Genomic DNA, 22,359 nt, shown 5'->3' with positions numbered 1-22,359 from the left:
GGAAGGACTGAATGATGTCAGAAAGTTTGAATGCATTTGCCCTGTTTTTCTCCCTGCTCAACCCATTTTTGATGAGTATTTATATGCTCGGAATTATCCGTAATTCCGACGCAAAAGTATTCAACATGGCATTGATTCAGGGCAGTCTGATCAGCTTTATTGTGTTCATCATTTTTGCAAAAACCGGTGAAGCCTTCTTTAATGAAGTCTTGCATGTACGGTTTGAGTCCTTCCAGATTTTTGGCGGTATTATTTTTCTGGTGATTGGCTATCGTTATGTCTTTGAAGGTGCTGATACGATTGGTGTGATGCGTGGAGCGCCCAGTCATCTGGCGGGTACGATTGCCATGCCGTTTATGATCGGTCCCGGCACCATTTCGGCTTCCGTGATTACCGGGATTCAGCTCAGTTTAATGCAAACCATTCTGGTGATTTTCTTTACCCTGTTTCTGACCTGTAGCCTGCTGATCCTGATGAAATACCTGCATGATCATTTACAGCATAAATATTCCAACTACATTGACCTGTATGTCGATATTGTCGGTCGTGTTGCAGCACTGTTAATCGGAACCATCGCCATTGATATGATTGTGACAGGTGTCAGTGGAATTCTGGAAGGCTAGTTTTATATAAGCTGACAATAAAAAAAGCGGGCAAAAATGCCCGCTTTTTTTATGAAGTGATGATTTTAAAATTTAAACGACACGCCTGCATAAGTCGAGAAGCCTTCACCCGGTGAAGATCGTGCTAAATCTGCACCTTTGTCGTCATAGCCTGGAATTACCACTGCTGCATATTTTTCATCGGTGATGTTCTTGAAGTTAACCCAGCCACTCCATGACTGATCTTCTGGCGCATATCCCAGATCAATACCCCAAATCTGATAATCATCACTGAAGCGGCTATTGGCATAATCATGTGCCATCTTCGATGCATATTCTGTATTTAGACCCACATAAAGACCGTTATTCAAGGCATAACTGAGCTGCGCCTGATAAAGATGTTTTGGAATTCCCGGCAGCTGGTTTTTGCCAAATAAAGGATCGTTTTTATATTGGAAATCACTCAAGGTATAAGCCTGTCGTAGGCGAAGTTCACCCTGCTGTGATGCATACAATGGTGTATCCAGACTGAGTTCTACACCTTGATGAAGGGTGGGAGTTGCATTGGATTCTACGGCAATTGGTTCAGAAGGTCGTTCCGATCCATCCTCATAGGTTTTGATCAACTCTGAGGTTAATAACTCGTTTTTAACTTTGGAATAATAGTAGCTCAGTGCCCAATCACCCCAGGCTGATTGGCCCCGGCCACCCAGTTCTAAAGTATTTGCAGTTTGCGTGTCCAGATAAATAGGTTCACGTACCCGCCCTGAAGCGACACCAGTGTCAAAATAGTATGGCGAAGACCATGCCATCGCCCATGGATGTGCCGGTTCAATACTACGGCTTAAATTGGCAAACCATTGTAGTGTTTCATTTGGCTGATAAGTCAGGCCAATACGCGGGGCGAAATTCCATTCATAGCGGCTGACTTCAGGACTAGCCACAGGATAAGTCACTTCACTCTCACGGTGGGTATAGGCTGCTGCCAATCCTAGATCAAGCTTAAACTGATCATTCAACTGAGTTTCCTGATCAAATTGCAGCACATTGTCTGAACCGCGATAGGTATAACGGCGTGTTACGGTATCTGCCGGATAAAGCGTGCCATCAATTGTAGTATCGCGTCGAATTGTTTCGGTTACACCACTATTCGGACGGTGCGTGGTACTTCGAAAAGCAACTCGTCCTTGATGTTCAAGACCGAATAACTGATAAGGTTTCTCATACTGGATTCTTGCACTAATATCTTCATAATCGACATTGGTACGGTAACTACTTTCACGTAGATCCAATGGATAATGGTGATAAGCCAGACTACCGGTCAGTTTGGCATCATCCTGCAAGTTCCAGGTGGTAGTATTTGCCAGCCAGGTACTGCCCGGCTGAATCCGCTTGGCATCTACAGTCAGATTAAAATCATTGGCTGCTTCAGGATTATTCTTAAGCTGTTCCTGAGTAATGCGCCCTGGCGTTAAATGTTTGCTTTCACGGTAACGGGCATAAAAGCGGGTCTCGATATCCGGACTGATCTGATAACCCAGATTAAAAGCCAGACCTTTGCCATCACCTTCGGCATGATCTTGAATCCCGTCAAACTGTGAACCCGTCACTGCCAGATAATAATCTAATTTGTCGAGTTGTCGGCCAGTACTAAACTGATATTTCTGATAGCCATGGCTACCCATTTCATATTTGAGTTCAGAGCCATTCTGCTCTGCGCCGGTCTTGGTTCTATAGTTGATTGTTCCACCTAAGGCCAGTCCACCCTGTTTAAAGCCATTGGCTCCGCGATAGACGCCGACATGATCAATCCACCAGGGTTCTAGCAGTTCATACGCTGTACCGCCCGGCCCGGTAAATGGAATATCGTCAATCAGGACGTGCGTACCGGATGCGTGTGCACCTGAAGTCCGGTTGATTCCTGAGCCACGGATCGATATTTTTGCACCTTCATTCCCTGCAGACTGGGCATAAATTCCTGGCTGTAAACGGAACACATCGGCTGTGGTTGCAAGTCGCTGCTGTTCTAATTGCTGCTCACCAATGAAATTCGTTCCTCCTGAAACCTGAGCCAGCTCTTTCTGATATTGCTGCTGCGGATTGGCATTTTGCTCAGCGCTGATCACAATAGTATTCAGCTGTTGAACATTGTCCGGTTCTACGGCAGTTTCAGCATAAAGATGACCTGAGACAATCGACAGAATCATGAGGCTCAGCGGGCTTTTCTTGAGAGGAATTTTTGTCATGTGCATGGCGATTTTATACAGTCCTGTATAAGTGATTCCGTTTTATGAGAGGAAATCAGTTTAAAAATTATGCTGTAGCATAGATCAACATTGTTATTTTCAGGAGTTATTTTCTGCCAAAAAATTGACTGATCAGCGTATGTTTTTTCATTTTATTTAATCTTTTTATTAAAAATCAACTTGCAAGATCAAAACCACATCCTCACAAGTTCCAAGAACTTAATTTTTAAGTAACTGATATTTAATAATATGTAATTTAATTCTGCACAGATGTATTTCCACCTGGCAAAATGTGATAAGTAGAAAAATTTATAATCGACCAAACCAGTTCTTTAATTTCGAAAGTTGGCCGAAGTTGTATATTTTCTGATTTAAAGTAGACAAGATTAACCTCATCACCTTATAGAAAAATTGAAATCCTTGAGAGAAAAACAATCAATTTTTAAAAATCCTGACGATGCAGGATTTTTAAAAATAACGGACTAAATATATTTAACTATTCGCAAATTAGCTGTAATAGACCTGTCTTTTCTTGGAAAACCGATCCAGCTGTTTCAAGAAGCCTTCAAAATAATCTTTCTGTTTTTCTTCTGTGCGATAGCCTGCATATAAAGTTCGACGTAAGCCTTCAGGCGCCACACAGTCTAAACGGCGTGATGTCACCCAGCCTTTCTGCTCATATTCATTGACCACCCAATCAGGTAATGCACCAATCCCGCGACCACTTGCCACCAGCTGAATCAGCATTTGGGTCAAGTCGGTGGTACGAATGGCTTTTGGTAGAATATTAGCGGGAATAAACAAACGCGACATGATGTCCAAACGGTGTTTATCCACCGGATAAGTCACCAGCGTTTCTTCAGCAAGTTCCTGAACAGTAATCTCTTTCGCACGTACTAATGGATGGGTATTGGATAAAACCAAGCGTGATTCGTATTCAAATATTGGAAAATATTCAATGCCTTTAAGCGCAATCGGATCAGCCGTAATTAAAAGATCAAACTCTCCAGTTTGCAATAATTCATGCGGATTCGACTCAAAACCTGAGGCAAAGTCCAGGTCTACATCCGGATATTGCATCCGGTATTGATTGAGTAGCGGCATCAACCAGTCAAAACAGCTATGACATTCAGAGGAAAAAACAATTCGTCCGGTCTGACCATGCACAATTCGGCTGATATCACTCTGTGCAATTTGAACTTGCGGTAATATTTCATCTGCCAGTTTTAGCAACCGCTCCCCAACATTTGAAAAGCTCACAGGGCGACTACGCCGATTGACCACTTCGACGCCAAACCATTGGTCGAGTTCACGTAGCTGATGTGACAAGGCTGATGGGGTTAAACATAAATCACTTGCTGCTGCAACCAGAGAACCATGCTCCCGCAGAGCAGTTAAAGTTCTTAAATGGCGAAGTTCTATCATGAAAAATACCGGAAATTTAAAAGACGGATGACACTTAATCTGTCTTAAGCATAACCCATTTTTCTTATTTTATTTAGTTTTTCTCATTTCAAAACCAGAATAATGAGATATATTCAACTATTAGGTTTATAGATTTAAATTACTATTCCCTTAATTTCATTAATTTAATTTTCTTGGTTAACTTAACCATCATTAAAATAACCCATAAAATATTGATTAAACTTACAGCAGCAACAAGATAGAAAACTAACTCAGGCATAAAAGTCACAGAATAATTTTGCTGCACTCATACAATAAAAATTAGAAAGTATTTTAGAGGATGAAAGACTATGTCGAATCCAATCGATCGAAATGATGAAGAACTCACTGAAGAACAACTTGATCCTCAAGAAAAACAGGATCGTGAGATCCAGCGAGGTCAATTAGGCCTTCATGATCCACAGAGACAACGTGATCAGCTGCGTCAGGAAAGACAGGATGAGGAACAAATTCAGTAATTTTCCCTGAGATGCAAAATAAAAAACTCCCCATTCTTAAAATAGATGGGGAGTTTTTTTTCAGTATTAAAAAGTTAGGGACTAGTTTTTCGCATCACCACATCTTATACATCTGATCTAATCTGAACAGCTCACCTTCTTGGATGAGTGCTATTTTACTATTTCGTTTCTGTAGAGGCTTTTGCTTGTAGGGACTGCGCTTGTATTTCTGCCGTTTTTTTCTTGGCCTGAATTTGTGCCGCTATTTCCTGATTTTTCTCAGCAAAACGCAAGCCACCATCTCCGGCGAGACTGGTTTGGCTCATCACCATGCTGCTGCTCAAGATTAAAATCAGCTTAAAAAATTGAATTTTCATGTCTCATCTGCCTTTTTATTCTAATGGTATTAAAAATAAGCAATTATTATTCCAATGTTTTTATGCTTACTTAGATTTTAACTGCACTTTCTATTTTATAGGGATAATCTTCGAAAACACAGAGTCAATCATCGTAAAAATAGAAAAATCTGCAATAAGAATAAATAGATATTTTGACTACATCTCAGCTCAAATCACATCTGATTTTTTACTTCAGTCAAAAAAAATCGTTCAACAGCTTATTTGGATTATTTTCATTGGCTAAAATATAGTGCAAACACCCAGAGCAATAACAAAAAAAGAATCGCTGTGCAGGATTTCCAGAAAGTGACTGGATGCTTTTCAAGCATAGGGCGTGAAACTGATTTTTTAAATTTGATATCTGGGTGTTTCAGATCATATATAAAGGCTGAAAGTGCTTCATAGCGCTGCTCCGGGCGAATGGAAAGCGCTTTTTTAAAGATTGCGTCCAAGCCATGTGGCAGATCCGGTCGATACTCATAGAGAGGATGATATCGAACCTGCTTTAAGGCCTTTTCGGTCTTGCAGCGCGCGAGGTCCGTCCCATAAGGCAACTGTCGGGTTAATAAATAATAACTCATCACCGCCAGCGAGAACTGATCTGATTTTACTGAGGGCGAGCGTCCAATAAAATACTCAGGTGCCATAAAGGCCAAGGTTCCCAAAGGAACATCTGCGTGTTTGGGATTCAGTTCAACCAGACCTCTGACCGCAGTCGATCCATAATCAATCAGTTTCACTTTCAAGGTATCGGCTGGTTCGAGCAGCATGACATTTTCTGGTCGTACATCCTGGTGCAGCATTTCAAGACGGTGCATGGCATTCAGTGCCTTGGCCACCTGCTCAATGATCGGAAGCAACTGCTGTAAAGTTAAAGCAGTTTTATGACGGTGCAGCCATCGGTTTAGGCTTTCCCCTTGCAAGTATTCATAACTTTGAAATAAAAACTTCTTGCTGCCCTTATGCGGATAACATTGCAGCAGATTTTCATGTTTTAAGCGTTTCGATACCCACTCTTCTAAATGAAATTGTTCTACCGCTTTCAGGTCATCCTGCACATCGACAGACAAGGTTTTAATGACCAACCGATTTTGTGTTGCTTCATCACGCGCCAAATAGAGGCTGCTGCGATGATTTTGGTGCAGGATTTTATCAATCCGATAACCTTCAAACAGATCACCATGACTCAGCTGTTGCGGAAATAAAACATGGCTCTTGATATGAAAGGATTCCTCCTCAGGCAACTGTTCCACTTTAATGATTTGAATGGTGAGATTGTCATCACTACCCCGCTTTAAGGCCAGCTCGACTATAGACTTGGCAATGATATCCAGATGTTGTTGCTGTTGCAGCAGATCTGATATGAGCTGCATATCAATAAACTCATAGACACCATCTGTCATCAAGATAAATAAATCATCTTCACATAATTCAAGCTGCTGATAATCGACATCGATACGATGGTCGGCACCCAGTGCACGACTTAAATAATGTTCTGTTGATGACAGGCAAACACGGTGATCAGCCGTCAACTGTTCAATGGCTTGTGCCTGAATGCGATAAATCCGGCTGTCGCCAGCATGAAAGATATGTGCCCTGTTTTTTTTCAAAATCAGTGCACTAAAGGTGCAGACATAACCCTGGTCTTTATCAAAACGCCCGCGGCTTTGCTGGGTTTGTGCATAGAGCCAGGAATTAGTCGCACGAATAACCCGTGCCGCTGAAGTTTGAGTACTCCATGCATCCGAAGTCGAATAATAATCCGATAAAAAACTGCTGACTGCAGTTTCTGCTGCAATATGGCTGACATTGCTGCTACTGATCCCGTCTGCAATTGCACAGGCAATGCCCTTACTGCTAAGCGCGTGGCCTTCAGGAATATAGACCCCATGGAAATCCTGATTCTGTGCTTTGATTCCAGCGGAAGAATATTGCCCGATGCTGATCTTTAATTTTTTATTCATTTTAAATACTCAAAAAGGGATCGAATTGATCCCTTTAATCTCAAGACATAAATCATCATGCTCAGATTAGAATTCTTTTTTATCGCCAGTACGTACATGCGTGGTATAGAGCGCCAGACCTGTCAGTGCCAGACCACCCACTAAATTACCCAATGCCACCGGTAATTCATTCCACAAGAAATAGTCTGTAATCGAGAAATCACCACCCATCATCATGGCAAATGGGAACAGGAACATATTCACCACTGAATGTTCAAAGCCCATGGCGAAAAACAGCATGATTGGCATCCACATCGCGATAAATTTTCCGCTGACTGTGGTTGACATCATGGCGCCAATTACCCCGAGTGACACCATCCAGTTACACAGCATGCCGCGGATAAAAATCGTCATCCAGCCAGCAAAACCATATTCGGCATAGCCCAAAGTCCGGTCCTCACCAATATGGGCAATTTTCACCCCGACCGCATTCGGTTCAGCTGCGAAACCCATGGTATAGACTGCGGCCATCAACACTGCCACGGTTAAACATCCGGCAAAGTTACCTAAAAAAACCAGTCCCCAGTTTTTTAAAATACGTGCCCACGTCACCCCAGGACGTTTGTCTAACCAGGCTAATGGAGTCAATACAAATACCCCGGTCAGCAGGTCATAGCCTAATAGATATAACATGCAGAAACCGACTGGAAATAGCAGCGCACCGATCAGTGGCACCCCTGTTTGTACCGCAATCGTCACGGCAAATACTGCTGCCAGTGCCAGAATTGCACCTGCCATAAACGCACGAATTAAAACATCACGCGTTGCCATATGAAGTTTTGCCTCACCGGCATCGACCACTTTTTTTGCAAACTCTGCAGGAGCAAGATAAGCCATATTTTTATCCCCTTTATATAAATTACTTGCCTGTTTGCAAATAAAAAACGCCTAAGGTCTATTTCAACCCTAGGCGTCTTTGCCTTGTATTATTCAAACAGATCAATCGTGTCATGGCGCCGTTGCCATATTTAATATAGATAAAAGCAAATAGCATGCCACTTATTTTAAATGGCTAATAAAAATCCTATAAATTATTTTAAAATTTCATCCTTATAATTATATTGGCACAATCTCTGCATTATCTATAGCGGTCATTTTTTAAATATAGCTATTGGAGAAGATTATGATTAGCCATCGTCAACAAGTGACAGACATGATTATTTCAGCGAAAGTTTTAAAGTCTATCAAATGGGCAGATGTCGCTGAAACAATAGGCCTTTCTAAAGAATGGGTGACAGCCGCATGTTTGGGTCAGATGGCTTTTAATAAAGAACAGGCAGAAAAAATTGGTGAAATATTTGGATTGACTGATGAAGCCATCGCCTGGCTGCAAATCGTACCCTATAAAGGTTCTCTGCCAACTAGCGTGCCGACAGATCCGCTGATTTATCGCTGGTATGAGGTTGTCAGCGTCTATGGTATGACTATTAAAGAACTGATCCATGAAGAATTTGGTGATGGAATTATGAGTGCAATTGATTTCAATATGGATATTCAACGTGAGAATAATCCAAACGGAGATCGGGTGAACGTCGTATTATCCGGAAAGTTTTTACCTTACAAAACCTATTAATTTATCATTCTAAAAATAAAAGCCATTTTGAAAATGGCTTTTATTTTATCTGCACTCATTAAATTCATTTATTTTTTAAAATCGTTATTAAAATATATATAATTTTTTCATCTCAAATTAAACTTACAACCTATAAATAATTTTATTTTTATTCGATGAATTCAATCCTCCTGTCCTGTTTAAATAATACTTTCCCATCCTGAATATTGGGTTCATCACTTTATTAGTGAGTTAGCAAAAACAACAAAAAGGATATTGCTATCCTTTTTGTTCATTCATTTTAAATCAGGAATGTAGTGTTATTGCTGTGCTTCCGCCAGATGACGTTCATTTACTGCCTGTTCATATAACAGCTGTTCTTTTTCTTTATGTTCGACAGAGAAACGGATCATCAAAACACAACTTGCAGCAATCACCACCAAGCCACCCAGTACCATCAAAGTAGTTTGAATATCCAGTATCCCTTTTAACAGGAACCCCGCAGCCACCGCGCCGACATTGCCACCTGCTCCAATAATACCAGCCACACCACCCAAGGCATCACGGTCGATAAAGGGTACCAGTGCATAGGTAGCGCCACATGCCATATGAGTAAACAAGGCAAAGATGGTCATTGCCATGATCGCCAAGGTTGCACTATTCATTTGCGAAAACAGAATAAGAAACAGACCTTCCAGCATGATCAAGGCAAACAGGACTTTGGTTCGACCATCCAGACCTTTTTGAATCGCAACTTTGTCTGAAACAATGCCACCCAAGGCACGGGCAAACAATGCCAGTAAACCAAAAATCCCGGCAGCCATGCCTGCTTCTTTTAGGCCAAACTGGAAGTTGTCGACAAAGTACAAGGCAATAATGTTATGGATGAAAATTTCAATACCAAAACAGGCTGCATAAGCTCCAAACAAAATCCACACACGGTAGTTACGTGCGGCATGCATCAAGATTGCAAGGCCGCCTTTTTTATCGCTACCAACAGAAATACCTTGCGCACGAAGTTCTTTAAAATTGCCTTGTGGACAGTCTTGGGTGAATTTCCAGTACAGTACACCGACAATGATCATCAGAATGCCCGGCACCAGAAGCGCAATTCTCCATCCCATCGCCTGTTCTACACCGAACATGACCAAAGCAGCCAGCATTAAAGGCATCAGGGCTTGGGTCGCACCGCCACCGGCATTCCCCCAACCTGCTGTAGTTGCATTTGCCGTTCCCACCACATTCGGCGCAAACATGATGCTGGTATGATATTGGGTGATGACAAAACTGGCACCGATGGCGCCAATCAATAAACGGAAAAACAAGAAAGATTCATAACTGTTGGCCGACGCCACACCAAACACCGGAATACTGCCAATAATCAATAAGGCGGTATAGGTTTTACGCGGACCGTATTTATCACACAGCGGCCCCACGATCAGACGCACCAGAATGGTAATGGCGACTGCGGCAATATTGATATTGGCGATCTGCTCTTTGGTCAGGCTGAATTCACCGGCAATGACAGGCATTAAAGGTGCACAGGCAAACCATGCAAAGAAACAGACAAAAAAAGCGAGCCAACTCATATGGAAGGCCCGCATCGCTGAACTACTGAAGTTAAATAGACTTATTTTTGTTGCTTTATTGAGACTTGTATTTGAAGACATAGCCATTTCCTTACCAGAACTGAACGTATTTAAGTCACTATGATGCCGAGGCATATCAGTAACGATCAGAACGGACGTCATTGGCCGTCATACAAATGTTGAGTCTTCTTTGACTTTAATCAGATATATGCATAGGTCATGCCAGATTATTTTTAAAATAAAATAAGATACTGTTTTATATAAAATAATTTATATTTAAGCTCTTAAATTAGACTTTTCATTTTTAAAAATAGAGAGAAAAATAGATAGCTTCTGAGGCATTATTAGCAAAAAAGCGAGAGGATGACCTGCTCGGAGTCATTGCTGGTTTAAATCGGTGCAGTACTGGATCAAATAATTTTTCCCTTTTCAAAATGCAGCACCTGCGCCTGTAAATACGCTACTTCATCTACATGATGGGTTACATAAATCATGGGTAAGTTTGTTTGATGAATCACAATTTTCAGAAAAGGTAAAATCTGGTTTTTCAGCTTTTGATCCAGTCCATTTAAAGGCTCATCCAAAAGTAATAGGTCGGGAGAAGATAAAAGTGCACGACCGATAGAAACGCGCTGTGCCTGTCCACCAGAAAGCTGATGCGCCCGATGCCGAAGCAGAGCCTTTAATTCGAGTAGCTCCACAATGTCTTCAAACATAAATTTCTGCTGACCTTTATTTTTTATATTTAGCTGTTCTGCATATTTTAAATTCTGCATGACATTCAGATGCGGAAACAGCAAGGCTTGCTGAAAAATCAGGGCAATTTTTCTTTGATGAACAGGAATATTCAGTTTCTGCTGATGATCAAATAATATTTTTTGCTGGAAATGAATAAAGCCTTGTGAAGGTCTTAATAGCCCTGCAATATTTTTTAAAAAGGTGCTTTTTCCACTTCCTGATGCTCCGACGATACCAATCAACTGCGTCTGCATATCCAGACTGGCCTGTAGCTGGAAATTTGCGTAATTAAACTGAAAATCACACTTCAGCATCTTAAGCCTCCAATTTACGTTGATACTTCTGCATGATCCAGTAATTTGCAATCAAGGCTGAAAAAGCCAGAATCAGAGATAAAATGACCAAACGCATAGCCATACTTTCTCCATCAGGCTGTTGTAACAGGCTATAAATGGCGATGGGAATCGTGCGGGTTTCTTCTGGAATATTGCCAACAAAGGTAATGGTGGCACCAAATTCTCCCAGACTGCGGCTGAAACATAAAATGCTACCGATTAAAATTCCAGGCAAAGCCAGAGGCAGGCTAATGCTACAGAATACCCGCCATGGTGCAGCGCCTAGAGATCCTGCCACCTGTTCTAATTGCCGGTTGATCATTTGAAAAGACAAACGAATCGGTTGTACCATTAAAGGAAATGCCACAATGATTGCTGCCAGTACCGCACCTTTCCAGTTAAATATCAGCTGAATTCCCCATGCATGCAGATATTGCCCCAGCATCCCCTGATGACCAAACAGCAGGAGCAGAAGATACCCCAGTACCACCGGCGGTAGCACCATGGGCATCTGCAATATCGCCTCTACAAGAAATTTGGCCCTGAATTCATAACGCGCCAGTAACCATGCTACGGCGATAGCAAATGGCAGACACACCGCTGTGGCAAAGCCCGCTACTTTGGCTGAAAGCGCTAAGGCACTCAGTTCTTCTGGTGTAAGCATGAGCAGTTAGCCTACCTTAAGCTTAAAACCATATTTCTGGAAAATCTGCCTGGCCCTTGGACTCGTCTGGATAAATTCAGAAAATTGGACTGCTGCCTGATTTTTCTGGCCCTGCCGGGTTAAAGCGATTGGATACACAATCGGACGATGTGTACTGGCTGGAAACACCCCCGAAATTTTAACTTTTTTACTCATCAAGGCATCAGTTCTATACACAATGCCGACCTGACATTCGCCACGTTCTACAAAAGCCAAGGTTGAACGAACGCTATCCGTACCGACTATTCTGCCCCGAAGCGGATTCAACCACCCTAGCCGGGTTAAGCTTTGCTTGGCATATTTTCCGGCAGGCACCGATTCCATTTGTCCGGTACATAGATAGCCTTGAAAGGCTTTAGCAAGATTAAAGTCGGCTGACATTTTAAAATGATTTTTTTGCTGAATAGGACTAATCAATACGAGTTCATTCAAAAGCAAAGGTCGAATCTGACCGATCTGAATTTTTTGTTTCTTGATCAGATCATTCATCCAGTCCAGGTCTGCAGAGAAAAATAGATCACTGCTGGCTCCCGCCGCAATTTGTTTCGCCAATACCGAAGACGCAGCAAAAACCGGAACGATCTGGATGTCCCGATGCTGTTGCTCATATAGTCTGGAAATATCAGTAATCGCATTGGTCAGGCTGGCTGCGGCATATATTTTAACTGTTTCGGCATACAGCATGGGGCTAGTCAACAGCACGCCAGTGAGTAGAACTTTGAATAAATCCATCTTTCTCATTCTATGTGATTCGAATATTGAGAATTGCGACAGGCATTTCAAATCAGCAAACCCTGTACCACATGCCCGGCTTGGATTTCTGTTGCTGCAGGAATACGTACCAGACAATTGGCCTGCATCAGATTACTCAACATATGCGACTGCTGTTTCGCCAGGCTTTTGAGCTTTAAAGTACCCTGATCAAATTCTGCAGCCATTCTTAAAAAACGTTCACGTGCATCCGCTTTCAAATCATGTGTCATTACCGCACTAAGCCATGCAGGTGACTGCTTTTGCCCTTGTAAGGCATTCAGTAAAGTTGTCGTATAGATTTGCATCCCGACATACACAGCAGCCGGATTTCCCGGCAAACCCAAGAGATAACAGTAACCTTGATCATCTCGACGATACTTGGCAAATAACATCGGTTTTCCGGGCTTCTGCTTCACTTTCCAGAAAATCTGCTCAAAACCCTGCTCCAGGGCAACAGGACGAATGAAATCATAATCACCCACCGAAACCCCGCCTGTGGTCAATATGAAGTCGTATTGGTTTTTAAGACGATGTATTAACGTTTGCAGCTCATACTCATTATCTGAAACATGCAGAATATCTACGTTTTGACCCTGTGATTGAAACCAGGCCTGAATCAGTGGAGCATTGGCGTCAAAGATTTTTCCGGAATTCAGGTCTTCAATGCTGGAAGCGACTTCATCTCCAGTAATCACAACAGCAATTTTAGGATAACGATAGACTGAAACCTGCTTTACGCCTGCCATGCTCAAAGCTGCAATTGCACCTACATGCAGTTTTTGACCTGCATCTGCCAGACGCTGCCCTTGTGCGATTTCCTCGCCTGCATCACGTATATCCGTATGAGGCTTTAGGTCTGTTGTAATAATGATTTGATTGGCATGGCATTTGACAATTTCCTGACGGGCGACCGTTGTAGTTCCTGCTGGAATCCTGGCACCGGTAAAAATCCGGACCGCCTGACCTGGCCGCAGTTCAATTTCAGTACTTTGCCCTGCCCGAATCTCTCCAATGAGTTCAAAAGTGCTGTAAGCACTAACATTTTCTGGACTGCAAAGCGCATAGCCATCTACAGCACTTTGTGAAAACAGCGGCAATGGTATGGCCGAATCAATCTTCTCTGCCAGATAGCGATTCAGAGCCCGAGCAAGCGGCAGGCTTTCAGCTACCAAGATATGCGTCTGCTCAAGTAACATCTGCAGTGCCTGATCAACAGAAATCAGTCCCGGTTCAGCACCGCAGGCTGAATGTGATAGTGCCTGATTCATTGATAGCCCCCCGCATGTGGGATATTTTTTTGCACATCAAACAAGTGCACTAAAGCCGGAAGTACCGCGATCAGAGATTCTTTCGCACCCTGACGACTTCCCGGTAGGGTCATCACCAGACTGTTCTCAATATAGCCAGCCACGCCACGACTTAATGCTGCATAAGGGGTACGTTTTTGCCCAAAACTACGTGAAGCTTCCATTAAACCGGGAATTTCCCGTTGCAGCAAAGGTTGTAGGGTTTCGACGGTCAGGTCTTTAGGACCTAAGCCAGTACCGCCCACAGTTAGAATCAGCGGATACTGATTTTTCTGCTGTTCAATCAGGGTCAAGAGCTGTTCTGGGCTATCGGGAATAACCTGATAACTAATAGAATCAAAATTGGCTTCTTTTAAAATTTCCATTACGTTTTGTCCGGCAGTGTCCGGCTTTTTACCTGCTGCAACCGTATCGGACAGCACAATAACCGAAGCGGACAGACTCTCTTTAAGTACGCGGGTAAAATGTGATTTTCCGCCTTTTTTCTGCTGCAACCTGCATTGATCCAGCGACAAATCTTCCGGTTCACAATGCGGCTTCAGCATGTCATACAAGGTCAGACCTGCCAGACTGACCGCTGTCAAAGCTTCCATTTCCACACCAGTTGGTCCAATGGTTTCAACAGTAGCAATAATTTCGACATGTGCATCACACAGTTCATATTCCACATCGGCACGATAAATCGGTAATGGATGGCACAATGGAATCAGCTCATCGGTCCGTTTGGCACCTAGAATGCCGGCAATGCGTGCTGTTTTCAGGGCATCACCTTTTTCAGTATTGCCATTACGTAGCAGCTCAATGCAATGTGGCGGTGCATGCAGGATTCCAGTGGCAATTGCTGTACGGTAACTTTCTGCTTTCATCCCTACATTTTTCATGATTCATCCCAGGCTAATTTTTAAAATCTGTTTTAAAGTGATTCATCTTATGCATCCTCATTGGACGCATTTAATTAGATGGTGATTGGCAAGCGTGTTCTGCTACATGGTGATGGTGACAATGCGCTTCTTCTGCATGATGAGAGTGATCCGTTTCAGGTCCATGATCTTTTCGGATACAACAGCCTTCGACATATTGACTGCTACCATCCGTATAAAATTCTTCTTTCCAGACCGGAACTTCATGCTTCACCCGTTCCACAGCTTCCTCACAGGCCGCAAAAGCCTCACGACGATGGGCGGCATAAGCCATAGCAATAATGGCTATTTCTCCAACCCCCAGCTCACCTATCCGATGTACCACCCGCACATAAGACACCTGATATTTGGTCTGGATCTGCTGTTCAATTTCACGAATCATTTTTTCAGCCACAGGCGCATAGGCAGTATATTTCAGGGCACGCACAGCTTTTCCCTGATGATGGTTACGTACTGTTCCGACAAAGATGCCGATTCCACCACATTCCGGAAAATGCTGGATACCATCAAAATCCTCCAGACTAAAAGCAGTCTGCTGGATTCGGGCAAATTGTTTTAGTGACTTGAGTTGCATCTCAGCCTCCTGCTACCGGCGATAACAGCACCAGCGTACTGTCACGATTTAAAACATTCTGTCTGGAAATAATGTCTTCACCGATTGCACAGGCACAACGTTCCAGCATGGGCTGTATATCGGGATAGAGGGATAGCAACTGGTTCAGGACTTCAGAAACCTGAATTTCAGACTCGCATTGCAAATTTAAATCTGTGGGAATTTGTCGTTCAATCGCACCGAAGGCTTCTATTTTGATATGAATTAATTTTTGCTGAGTGAGTGACATATTTACCCTCCAATGCTGTGCATGCTGATTTTTCGGATCGGCTTTTGTATTGGTGATTGCTGGATCGCATGGAAGCCGGCCTCTTTATGCCAGATATAAGCGTGGAGCTTGTGCTGAAATGTCTGTGTGGCGAAATGATCCAGCGCCAGTTGTTCGATATCTGCCTTAAGGTTCAGGCCTTGTCTGGCAAATAAACAGTTATAAAATTCACCTTGGGCATTGAGGCGCAGACGGTCACAATCACTGCAAAATGAATGGGTAATGGTGGAAATAATCCCCAAAGGCTGCCCATTGACCAAATAGCCACGGGCTGGATTGGCGCCTTGTCCTTGAGATACCTGGACATCAAATTCAGTTTTCAGTTGATCCAGGATATCCTGCTCACTGATGACATCAGACGGATTCCATTTCTGATCGCCATCGAGGGGCATAAACTCAATAAAACGCAGTTCTATAGCCTGATGCTGTGCCCATTTCACCAAAGGAATAATCTGATTGTCATTGATGCCTTTGATGAGCACACTATTGATCTTGACGGTCAAACCTGCCTGCTGTGCGGCAGAAATACCTTGAAGTACAGGCTGTAACTGTTTTTGGGTCAGTTGCTGAAACTGCTTTGGATCAAGACTGTCTAGACTGATATTCAGATCGTCCAGTCCTGCCTGTTTAAGCGCTTGAGCATAATCTTTTAAATAATGGCCATTACTGGTCATGGAAATACGTTTCAGGCCAAAGGCTTTCAATGTCTGCAAGCGAGCAATAAAATGAACAATACCTTGACGCATCAACGGTTCGCCACCCGTCACCCGGATCTGCTCAATCCCGTGTCGCACCATAAACTCGCAAAAAGCATACAGGGCTTCAAAACTGAGCAAATCTTTTTTATTTATCCATTGCGGATGTTCAGGCATGCAATAGCTGCATTTGAAATTACAACGGTCAGTCACCGAGATCCGCAACTTACGTTTCTGGCGTCCAAACTGATCCTGAAAGATACTGCGAGGTGCTAAAGCTGTCATGCTGTTCATTGCTGCGGTCCATGATGAGATCTGCACGGTTATTTAACAGTCTTGATTTACTACCCTATTTCTTCACAATGAATGAGCAATAAGTGTTCCAACTTTGCACAAATTTATGTTTAATGAATATTAATGGGTAATATTTGTTCTTTTTTAGTCCAAAAGTTCGCTCGAAAAATAAAAAAAGCAATATTTTGGTGAACCAGAATATGATAATTCGACTTTTAGCATTTTAAACGCTAGAGAAAGTTAAGCTGTTGATGCTGCTGTAGCTCGTCAAATGAATTAATACTGTGAAAAAACAGGGCACGATTTTTAAAGCTTGCCCGCTGCATGTGCATGTCAGCAAAACAGAGTTTTAAACTGTGCTGATCATTTTCAAGATGTTGTATAAGAGTGGGTAAGCTGCTGCGTTTCATCAGACAGAATGGAAACAATGCCTTTTCATTGATTTCAACTACCGCCACTTCAGATAAAGGATGTCGTTGCAGGGCCTGATGTAAACGTGAAATGACTTTTTTGGGAATATAGGTCACATCACAGGGTACGAACAGCACATAATCAGATTGTACATGTGACCAAGCACTCTTCATGCCCATCAATGGTCCCTGAAAACCGGGTTCATCGTCCTGATAAAAGTCGATCGAAGGAATCATCCGTTTATAAATGGAGTGATCCCGATGACTATTGACCCAAACTTTGCTTGCCCGGGACTTCAACTGCTGATGGATTTTAATGAGCTGGATTTCATCATCAAATTTGTGCAGCAATTTATTGATGCCATTCATGCGCCGCGCTAAACCTCCGGCCAGGATCACCACATCAGTTTCCGGATAAGACACCGTCTTCATCACTCTTCTTTTCATTCTATGTACTCCGTCTGGCAGGCTTTAATCAGGCCTCTAATTTCTGGCAAACATGAACCACAATTTCCTCCGGCTTTTAGACATGCAGTTACCTGTTTTTCATGCGTGATATTTTTATCTTTAATGGTTTGAATAATTCGGTTCTTACCGACCTTAAAACAGCTACAGACTAATGGCCCTTCACTATTTCCCATCGACATGGCCTGACCTGCCAGCAATGCTTTACGATGTAATGCACTCAGACGTTCACGTCTAAACAGGCCTGCCACCCAGTCACGATCTGGCAATAGTGCCGCCGGTGCGATATAAAAACTGGCAATTAACTGGCCATCCTGAAGCACCACACTATGACTGATATGCGCCGTTTGATCTTCGAGATTCAGCCATTCAAAGCTTTCATCATCAAAGGCTAACAGGCTCTTGATCTGCCCGGTGATATCAGAAAAACGGCGCCGGTCTGCCAGTTCATACCGGATGGCCTGAGTGGTTTGAGTTTTGCTCCACCACACCGTATTTTTAATCATGGTCTGGATTTTCTGCTCAAAGCCTTCCCGTACATACAGCACGCCCTGCCACTGGGTATAAAATGGCTGGATCATCACCGGAGTATGCTTAAATTCTGGCTCGCCGGAAATCGGGTCAACCACCGGATTCACCACTTTGCCAATCCGCGCATCGGATGCAAACTGGTCGTTCCAGTGAATCGGTGCAAAAATCTGGCCACGTCGTATATTTTGTGAAAATTGCACACGGAGTACACAACTTCCCCAAGCGGATTTCACCTCGACCAGCTCGGCATCTTTCAGGCCATACTTCAGTGCATCTTGCGGATGCAGCTCGCAATAAGGCTCGGCACGATGCTGGGACAAACTGGCAGATAATCCGGTACGGCTCATGGTGTGCCATTGATCGCGAATGCGTCCAGTATTCAGGATCAGAGGATATTCAGCAGAAATAGCATGTACCGGATCGGCTGCAACTGTTGGCACCAATCTGGCTTTGCCATCTGCATGGCTAAACTGGCCTTGACTAAATAGTTGATCAACCTGATAAACTTCTTGCTTATCCCAGACTGGCCACCGAATCGGTGTTAGATTCTGATATTCCGCAAAACCGAGATGAGTTAAACCTTGCAGGTTGAAATAGCGAAAATTCGGTGTATCTTCACGTTGCGAAAGCGAACTATTCTGATAGGCAGATAAACGGGCATGTTCCAGAAAAATGTCATGACTGTTGTTAAAGTCAAAACCGCGAAAACCTAAGACCTGAGCCACCCGGGAAATGGCCCACCAGTCTGCTTTAGCTTCACCCGGAGCCGGTAAAAAAGCCTTTTGCCGGGAAATACAGCGCTCCGAATTGGTGACTGTGCCATCTTTTTCGCCCCAACCCAGTGCCGGTAACAGTACATCGGCATATTGCGTGGTATCGGTGTTGAGACAAATATCGGAGACCACCACAAATTCACACTTCTCCAGAGCGCGTTTAACCTGATCTGCATCGGGCAAACTCACGATCGGATTGGTGGCCATAATCCAGATGGCTTTGATTTTCCCGCTTTCCACCGCTTGAAATAAATCGACTGCTTTTAATCCGGGCTGCCGCGCGATGACCGGGCTTTGCCAGAAATCCTGCACCAGTTGCTGATGTTGCGGATTATCCAAATCCAGATGACTGGCCAGCATATTGGCCAGCCCACCGACCTCCCGTCCGCCCATCGCATTCGGCTGTCCGGTCATGGAAAAAGGTGCCGAACCGGGTTTGCCTATTTTTCCTGTCAATAAATGACAGTTGATAATGCTATTGGCTTTGTCTACTCCTTGAGAGGATTGGTTTACGCCCATGGAAAACAGGCTCATGATTTTTTCGTTCTGGGCAAATTTCTGAAAAAATAAGGTTAATTTTTCAATAGCAATACCGGTACGTTTTACCACGCTTTCAAGTGATGACTCTGTCGAGCTACTGGCAAGCGCCTGCTCCAGACCTTGAGTATGGTGTGTAACAAAATCCAGATCGGCATGACCATTTTGCTGAAGATATTGCAACAAGCCATTAAACAGCGCGACATCCTGACCTGGTAAAATCGGCAAGTGTAAGTCTGCCGCTTCACAGGTTGCGGTAAAGCGTGGATCAATCACTACCACGAATAAATCCCGCTCTTCTTTGGCTTTCATAATGCGCTGATAAAGCACCGGATGGCACCAGGCGGTATTGGATCCGACCAGAACCACCATTTCTGTCTGCTCAAAATCTGTATAGCTGGCCGGTACCAGATCTTCGCCAAAAGCCCGTTTATGCGCTGCCACAGCAGATGACATGCACAGTCTTGAATTGGTATCAATATTGGCAGTACCGAGATAGCCCTTTACAAACTTGTTCACCACATAATAGTCTTCAGTCAAAAGCTGGCCGGAGACGTAAAAGGCGATGCTGTCACGTCCATACTGATCAATATATTGCTGAAATTTATTGGCAATACTTGAAATAGCATGATCCCAAGTGCTTATTTGCCGCTGCTCTTTTCGCCCTGTCATCGGATGCAGAAGCCGGGTTTTTAAGCCAAGTGTATCGGCAAGATGACTGCCTTTAATACACAACTTGCCCAAGTTCGCAGGATGCTGAACATCGCCTTCAACCTGAACCTTTTCACCCATAGGGGTTTGGCTTACATGCGCGATGACACCACAGCCTACTCCACAATAAGGACAGGTCGTCTGAGTGGTTTTTATTTGGGATTCAGTAGAGCTATGTAGTTCCATAACCGGAATACTATTCATTGCTGCTGTGCTCCTTAATCATCCAAATTCACGTGTTTCACCAAATCTCTGATATCTAGTTTTTACAGGTTTGATTTAAATATTTTCTATATCTCAAAAGTTTTAATCCTCCCCAACCCTCCTTTAGCAAAGGAGGGAGGTTCCCCTCTTTTTCAAAGAGGGTTTGGAGGAGGTTTATCCGATTACCCTGCCTTTTTTAATGCAAAATCCCGACCAAAAAGCAGTTTGCTGCGGATATTACTAATTGGTGTCTGGTCTGCAATCAGTTCTGCATACCAAGCCCCATCTTCGGTATCGCCAAATAGCACAGCACCAATGACCTTGTCCTGTTGAATGATGATCCGTTTATAAATCTGACGCTTCTCATCATTCAGCACGATATCTTCAAAATCATCCTGAGGTTCAAAATTTCCGGCCGAAAAGACATCACATCCGCTAACCTTGAGTTGGGTCGGAACAGTCGGTGCCTTAAAGGTCAGTCGGCCATGTTCAGCCAGATGCGTCGCACAGATAAAGGCCTGTCCCCATAATGGCTCAACCAGTCCAAAGGTTTGGCCACGATGCTCAATACATTCACCTACCGCATAAATACTCGGGTCATAGGTCTGCATAGTGTCATTCACCAGTACTCCGCGATTGCAGCGTAAGCCAGCCTGTTCAGCCAGGGTTTTATTGGGTCGAATCCCGACAGCAAAGACCACCAAATCGGCATCCAGCATTGTCCCGTCTTTTAGCCGCAGTTGAGTCACGTGACCATCCATACCGAGCAGCTCTTCGGTGTTGGCTTCGGTGATGATCCGGATACCTTTATCTTCAATTGATTTTTTCAGCATTTGACTGGCTTTCATATCCAGCTGACGATCCATAATACGATCCATCAGGTGCAGCACAGTCACATTCATCCCCTGCTGCTTCAGTCCATAAGCTGCTTCTAGACCCAGCAACCCACCTCCAATCACGACGGCGTTTTGCCTGGTTTTGCAGTAATCCAGCATGCGGTTAACATCCTGAATATCCCGGAAGCTAATCACGCCTTCAAGTTCAGCACCCGGAATAGGTGGCATGAAGGGTTTGGAACCAGTGGCGAGAATCAGACGATCATAAGCAACGACTTCGCCTTTTTGGGTGTGGACCTGTTTACGCGAACGGTCGATAGCGATGGCTGCATCCCCAGCAATGAATCGAATGCCTTTTTCAGCATACCAGTCGGCTGAATGCAGCATAATTTCGGCAAAGCTTTTCTCACCAGACAATACCGGTGACAACATGATCCGGTTGTAATTGCCCCATGGCTCTTCCCCAATCACGGTAATGTCATAACGATCTGGCGCCATATCCAGCAAGTCTTCCAGACAACGCATACCCGCCAGTCCATTCCCGATCAGTACCAGTTTTAAGCGCTCTGTGTTTTGACCATTACTGGAAATATAAGTTTTTTGTGGAGTCGGACTCACCAGAACTTTGCCATTTTCAATTCGGGTTGGAAATACCAGTAATTTCTGCTCTTGTTCTTCCAGACAACGACCGGTCACCAGACTGAAATGCTGCTTGTAAATTGGGGATGCGACTACACGCTCACCTTGCAGATCACCCAGAATGCCACGTGCCATGACATTGGCCAGACTAAACGGATCCTGATTGCTGAGTGCATAAACCCGCTGTTCCTGACCCACGCGAAAAATTGCAATCTGCTGATCTTCAATCAGGGCTGCCACACCGGTATTCGGAGTGATCTCATCCAGATTGCAGACTTCGTACCAGTTCAGTTCGTTCATGTCTTTTAAAATTGTCATTTTCATTCTCCCTGACTG

The 22,359-nt window shown here is 43.7% G+C and carries 20 protein-coding genes; 3 read left to right on the top strand and 17 right to left on the bottom strand.

Annotated features, from left to right (window positions below; genetic code table 11):
* Positions 1–14 precede the first annotated feature (14 nt).
* Positions 15–623 (top strand): MarC family protein, encoded by a 609-nt coding sequence (locus tag F890_RS08070; RefSeq protein WP_005266373.1) that lies wholly within the window; start codon positions 15–17, stop codon positions 621–623.
* Between the two features lie 65 nt (positions 624–688).
* On the opposite strand, the gene F890_RS08065 is transcribed toward F890_RS08070, so the two are convergent.
* Entirely contained in the window at positions 689–2,854 is a 2,166-nt protein-coding gene (locus F890_RS08065) for a TonB-dependent receptor family protein (RefSeq protein WP_005266371.1), read from the bottom strand.
* Positions 2,855–3,355: 501 nt separating this feature from the next.
* Positions 3,356–4,273, bottom strand: a complete 918-nt coding sequence (locus F890_RS08060; RefSeq protein ID WP_004280332.1) for a LysR family transcriptional regulator — start codon at positions 4,271–4,273, stop codon at positions 3,356–3,358.
* Between the two features lie 329 nt (positions 4,274–4,602).
* Here F890_RS08060 and F890_RS18760 point away from each other — a divergent pair, with 329 nt between their 5' ends.
* On the top strand, positions 4,603–4,770 hold the full coding sequence (locus F890_RS18760) for a hypothetical protein (protein ID WP_004280333.1): 168 nt from the start codon (positions 4,603–4,605) through the stop codon (positions 4,768–4,770).
* 158 nt (positions 4,771–4,928) lie between these two features.
* Here the strand turns inward: F890_RS18760 and F890_RS08055 are convergent, their stop codons facing one another.
* The 3 genes from F890_RS08055 to F890_RS08040 form a co-directional block, all read right to left on the bottom strand.
* Complete coding sequence (locus F890_RS08055) at positions 4,929–5,126, bottom strand: hypothetical protein (protein WP_004646985.1); 198 nt, start codon at positions 5,124–5,126, stop codon at positions 4,929–4,931.
* A 254-nt stretch (positions 5,127–5,380) separates the two neighbouring features.
* Entirely contained in the window at positions 5,381–7,111 is a 1,731-nt protein-coding gene (locus tag F890_RS08045; RefSeq protein WP_005266368.1) for a bifunctional protein-serine/threonine kinase/phosphatase, read from the bottom strand.
* Between the two features lie 66 nt (positions 7,112–7,177).
* The gene (locus tag F890_RS08040; RefSeq protein WP_004280337.1) at positions 7,178–7,987 is read right to left on the bottom strand and encodes a formate/nitrite transporter family protein; all 810 of its coding nucleotides are present in this window, start codon (positions 7,985–7,987) and stop codon (positions 7,178–7,180) included.
* A 286-nt stretch (positions 7,988–8,273) separates the two neighbouring features.
* Here F890_RS08040 and cynS point away from each other — a divergent pair, with 286 nt between their 5' ends.
* Positions 8,274–8,723 carry a cyanase gene (cynS, locus tag F890_RS08035; protein ID WP_004280338.1) on the top strand — a complete coding sequence of 150 codons (450 nt, stop codon included), beginning with the start codon at positions 8,274–8,276 and terminating at the stop codon, positions 8,721–8,723.
* A gap of 299 nt (positions 8,724–9,022) precedes the next feature.
* Here the strand turns inward: cynS and F890_RS08030 are convergent, their stop codons facing one another.
* The 12 genes from F890_RS08030 to nirD all read right to left on the bottom strand — a co-directional run bounded on the left by F890_RS08030 (position 9,023) and on the right by nirD (position 22,341).
* Positions 9,023–10,372 carry an MFS transporter gene (locus F890_RS08030; protein WP_005266366.1) on the bottom strand — a complete coding sequence of 450 codons (1,350 nt, stop codon included), beginning with the start codon at positions 10,370–10,372 and terminating at the stop codon, positions 9,023–9,025.
* A 329-nt stretch (positions 10,373–10,701) separates the two neighbouring features.
* The gene (locus F890_RS08025; RefSeq protein ID WP_005266365.1) at positions 10,702–11,343 is read right to left on the bottom strand and encodes an ATP-binding cassette domain-containing protein; all 642 of its coding nucleotides are present in this window, start codon (positions 11,341–11,343) and stop codon (positions 10,702–10,704) included.
* A gap of 1 nt (position 11,344) precedes the next feature.
* Positions 11,345–12,028: a molybdate ABC transporter permease subunit gene (gene modB / locus F890_RS08020; protein ID WP_005266364.1), complete on the bottom strand. Its 684-nt coding sequence runs from the start codon at positions 12,026–12,028 to the stop codon at positions 11,345–11,347.
* Positions 12,029–12,034: 6 nt separating this feature from the next.
* Positions 12,035–12,799, bottom strand: a complete 765-nt coding sequence (gene modA / locus F890_RS08015; RefSeq protein ID WP_005251840.1) for a molybdate ABC transporter substrate-binding protein — start codon at positions 12,797–12,799, stop codon at positions 12,035–12,037.
* 47 nt (positions 12,800–12,846) lie between these two features.
* On the bottom strand, positions 12,847–14,088 hold the full coding sequence (locus F890_RS08010; RefSeq protein ID WP_005266363.1) for a molybdopterin molybdotransferase MoeA: 1,242 nt from the start codon (positions 14,086–14,088) through the stop codon (positions 12,847–12,849).
* Positions 14,085–15,008: a bifunctional molybdenum cofactor biosynthesis protein MoaC/MoaB gene (moaCB, locus tag F890_RS08005; protein ID WP_004646996.1), complete on the bottom strand. Its 924-nt coding sequence runs from the start codon at positions 15,006–15,008 to the stop codon at positions 14,085–14,087. Before moaCB ends, F890_RS08010 begins: the two co-directional genes overlap by 4 nt.
* Before the next feature lie 70 nt (positions 15,009–15,078).
* Positions 15,079–15,621: a molybdenum cofactor biosynthesis protein MoaE gene (locus tag F890_RS08000; protein WP_005266362.1), complete on the bottom strand. Its 543-nt coding sequence runs from the start codon at positions 15,619–15,621 to the stop codon at positions 15,079–15,081.
* A 1-nt stretch (position 15,622) separates the two neighbouring features.
* Complete coding sequence (locus tag F890_RS07995) at positions 15,623–15,889, bottom strand: MoaD/ThiS family protein (protein WP_005266361.1); 267 nt, start codon at positions 15,887–15,889, stop codon at positions 15,623–15,625.
* A 2-nt stretch (positions 15,890–15,891) separates the two neighbouring features.
* Positions 15,892–16,917 carry a GTP 3',8-cyclase MoaA gene (gene moaA, locus F890_RS07990; protein ID WP_005266360.1) on the bottom strand — a complete coding sequence of 342 codons (1,026 nt, stop codon included), beginning with the start codon at positions 16,915–16,917 and terminating at the stop codon, positions 15,892–15,894.
* Between the two features lie 230 nt (positions 16,918–17,147).
* On the bottom strand, positions 17,148–17,774 hold the full coding sequence (locus F890_RS07985) for a molybdenum cofactor guanylyltransferase (RefSeq protein WP_005266359.1): 627 nt from the start codon (positions 17,772–17,774) through the stop codon (positions 17,148–17,150).
* On the bottom strand, positions 17,771–20,548 hold the full coding sequence (locus tag F890_RS07980) for a nitrate reductase (protein ID WP_005266358.1): 2,778 nt from the start codon (positions 20,546–20,548) through the stop codon (positions 17,771–17,773). Before F890_RS07980 ends, F890_RS07985 begins: the two co-directional genes overlap by 4 nt.
* A 182-nt stretch (positions 20,549–20,730) precedes the next feature.
* On the bottom strand, positions 20,731–22,341 hold the full coding sequence (gene nirD, locus F890_RS07975) for a nitrite reductase small subunit NirD (RefSeq protein ID WP_004647001.1): 1,611 nt from the start codon (positions 22,339–22,341) through the stop codon (positions 20,731–20,733).
* Between the last annotated feature and the right edge of the window lie 18 nt (positions 22,342–22,359).

Origin of the sequence: Acinetobacter sp. CIP 64.7, from assembly GCF_000369745.1 — a bacterium.
Classification (GTDB): Bacteria; Pseudomonadota; Gammaproteobacteria; order Pseudomonadales; family Moraxellaceae; genus Acinetobacter; species Acinetobacter fasciculus.
Note: the sequence above shows the minus strand (reverse complement) of the source record. Positions and strands in the feature narration are given on the sequence as shown.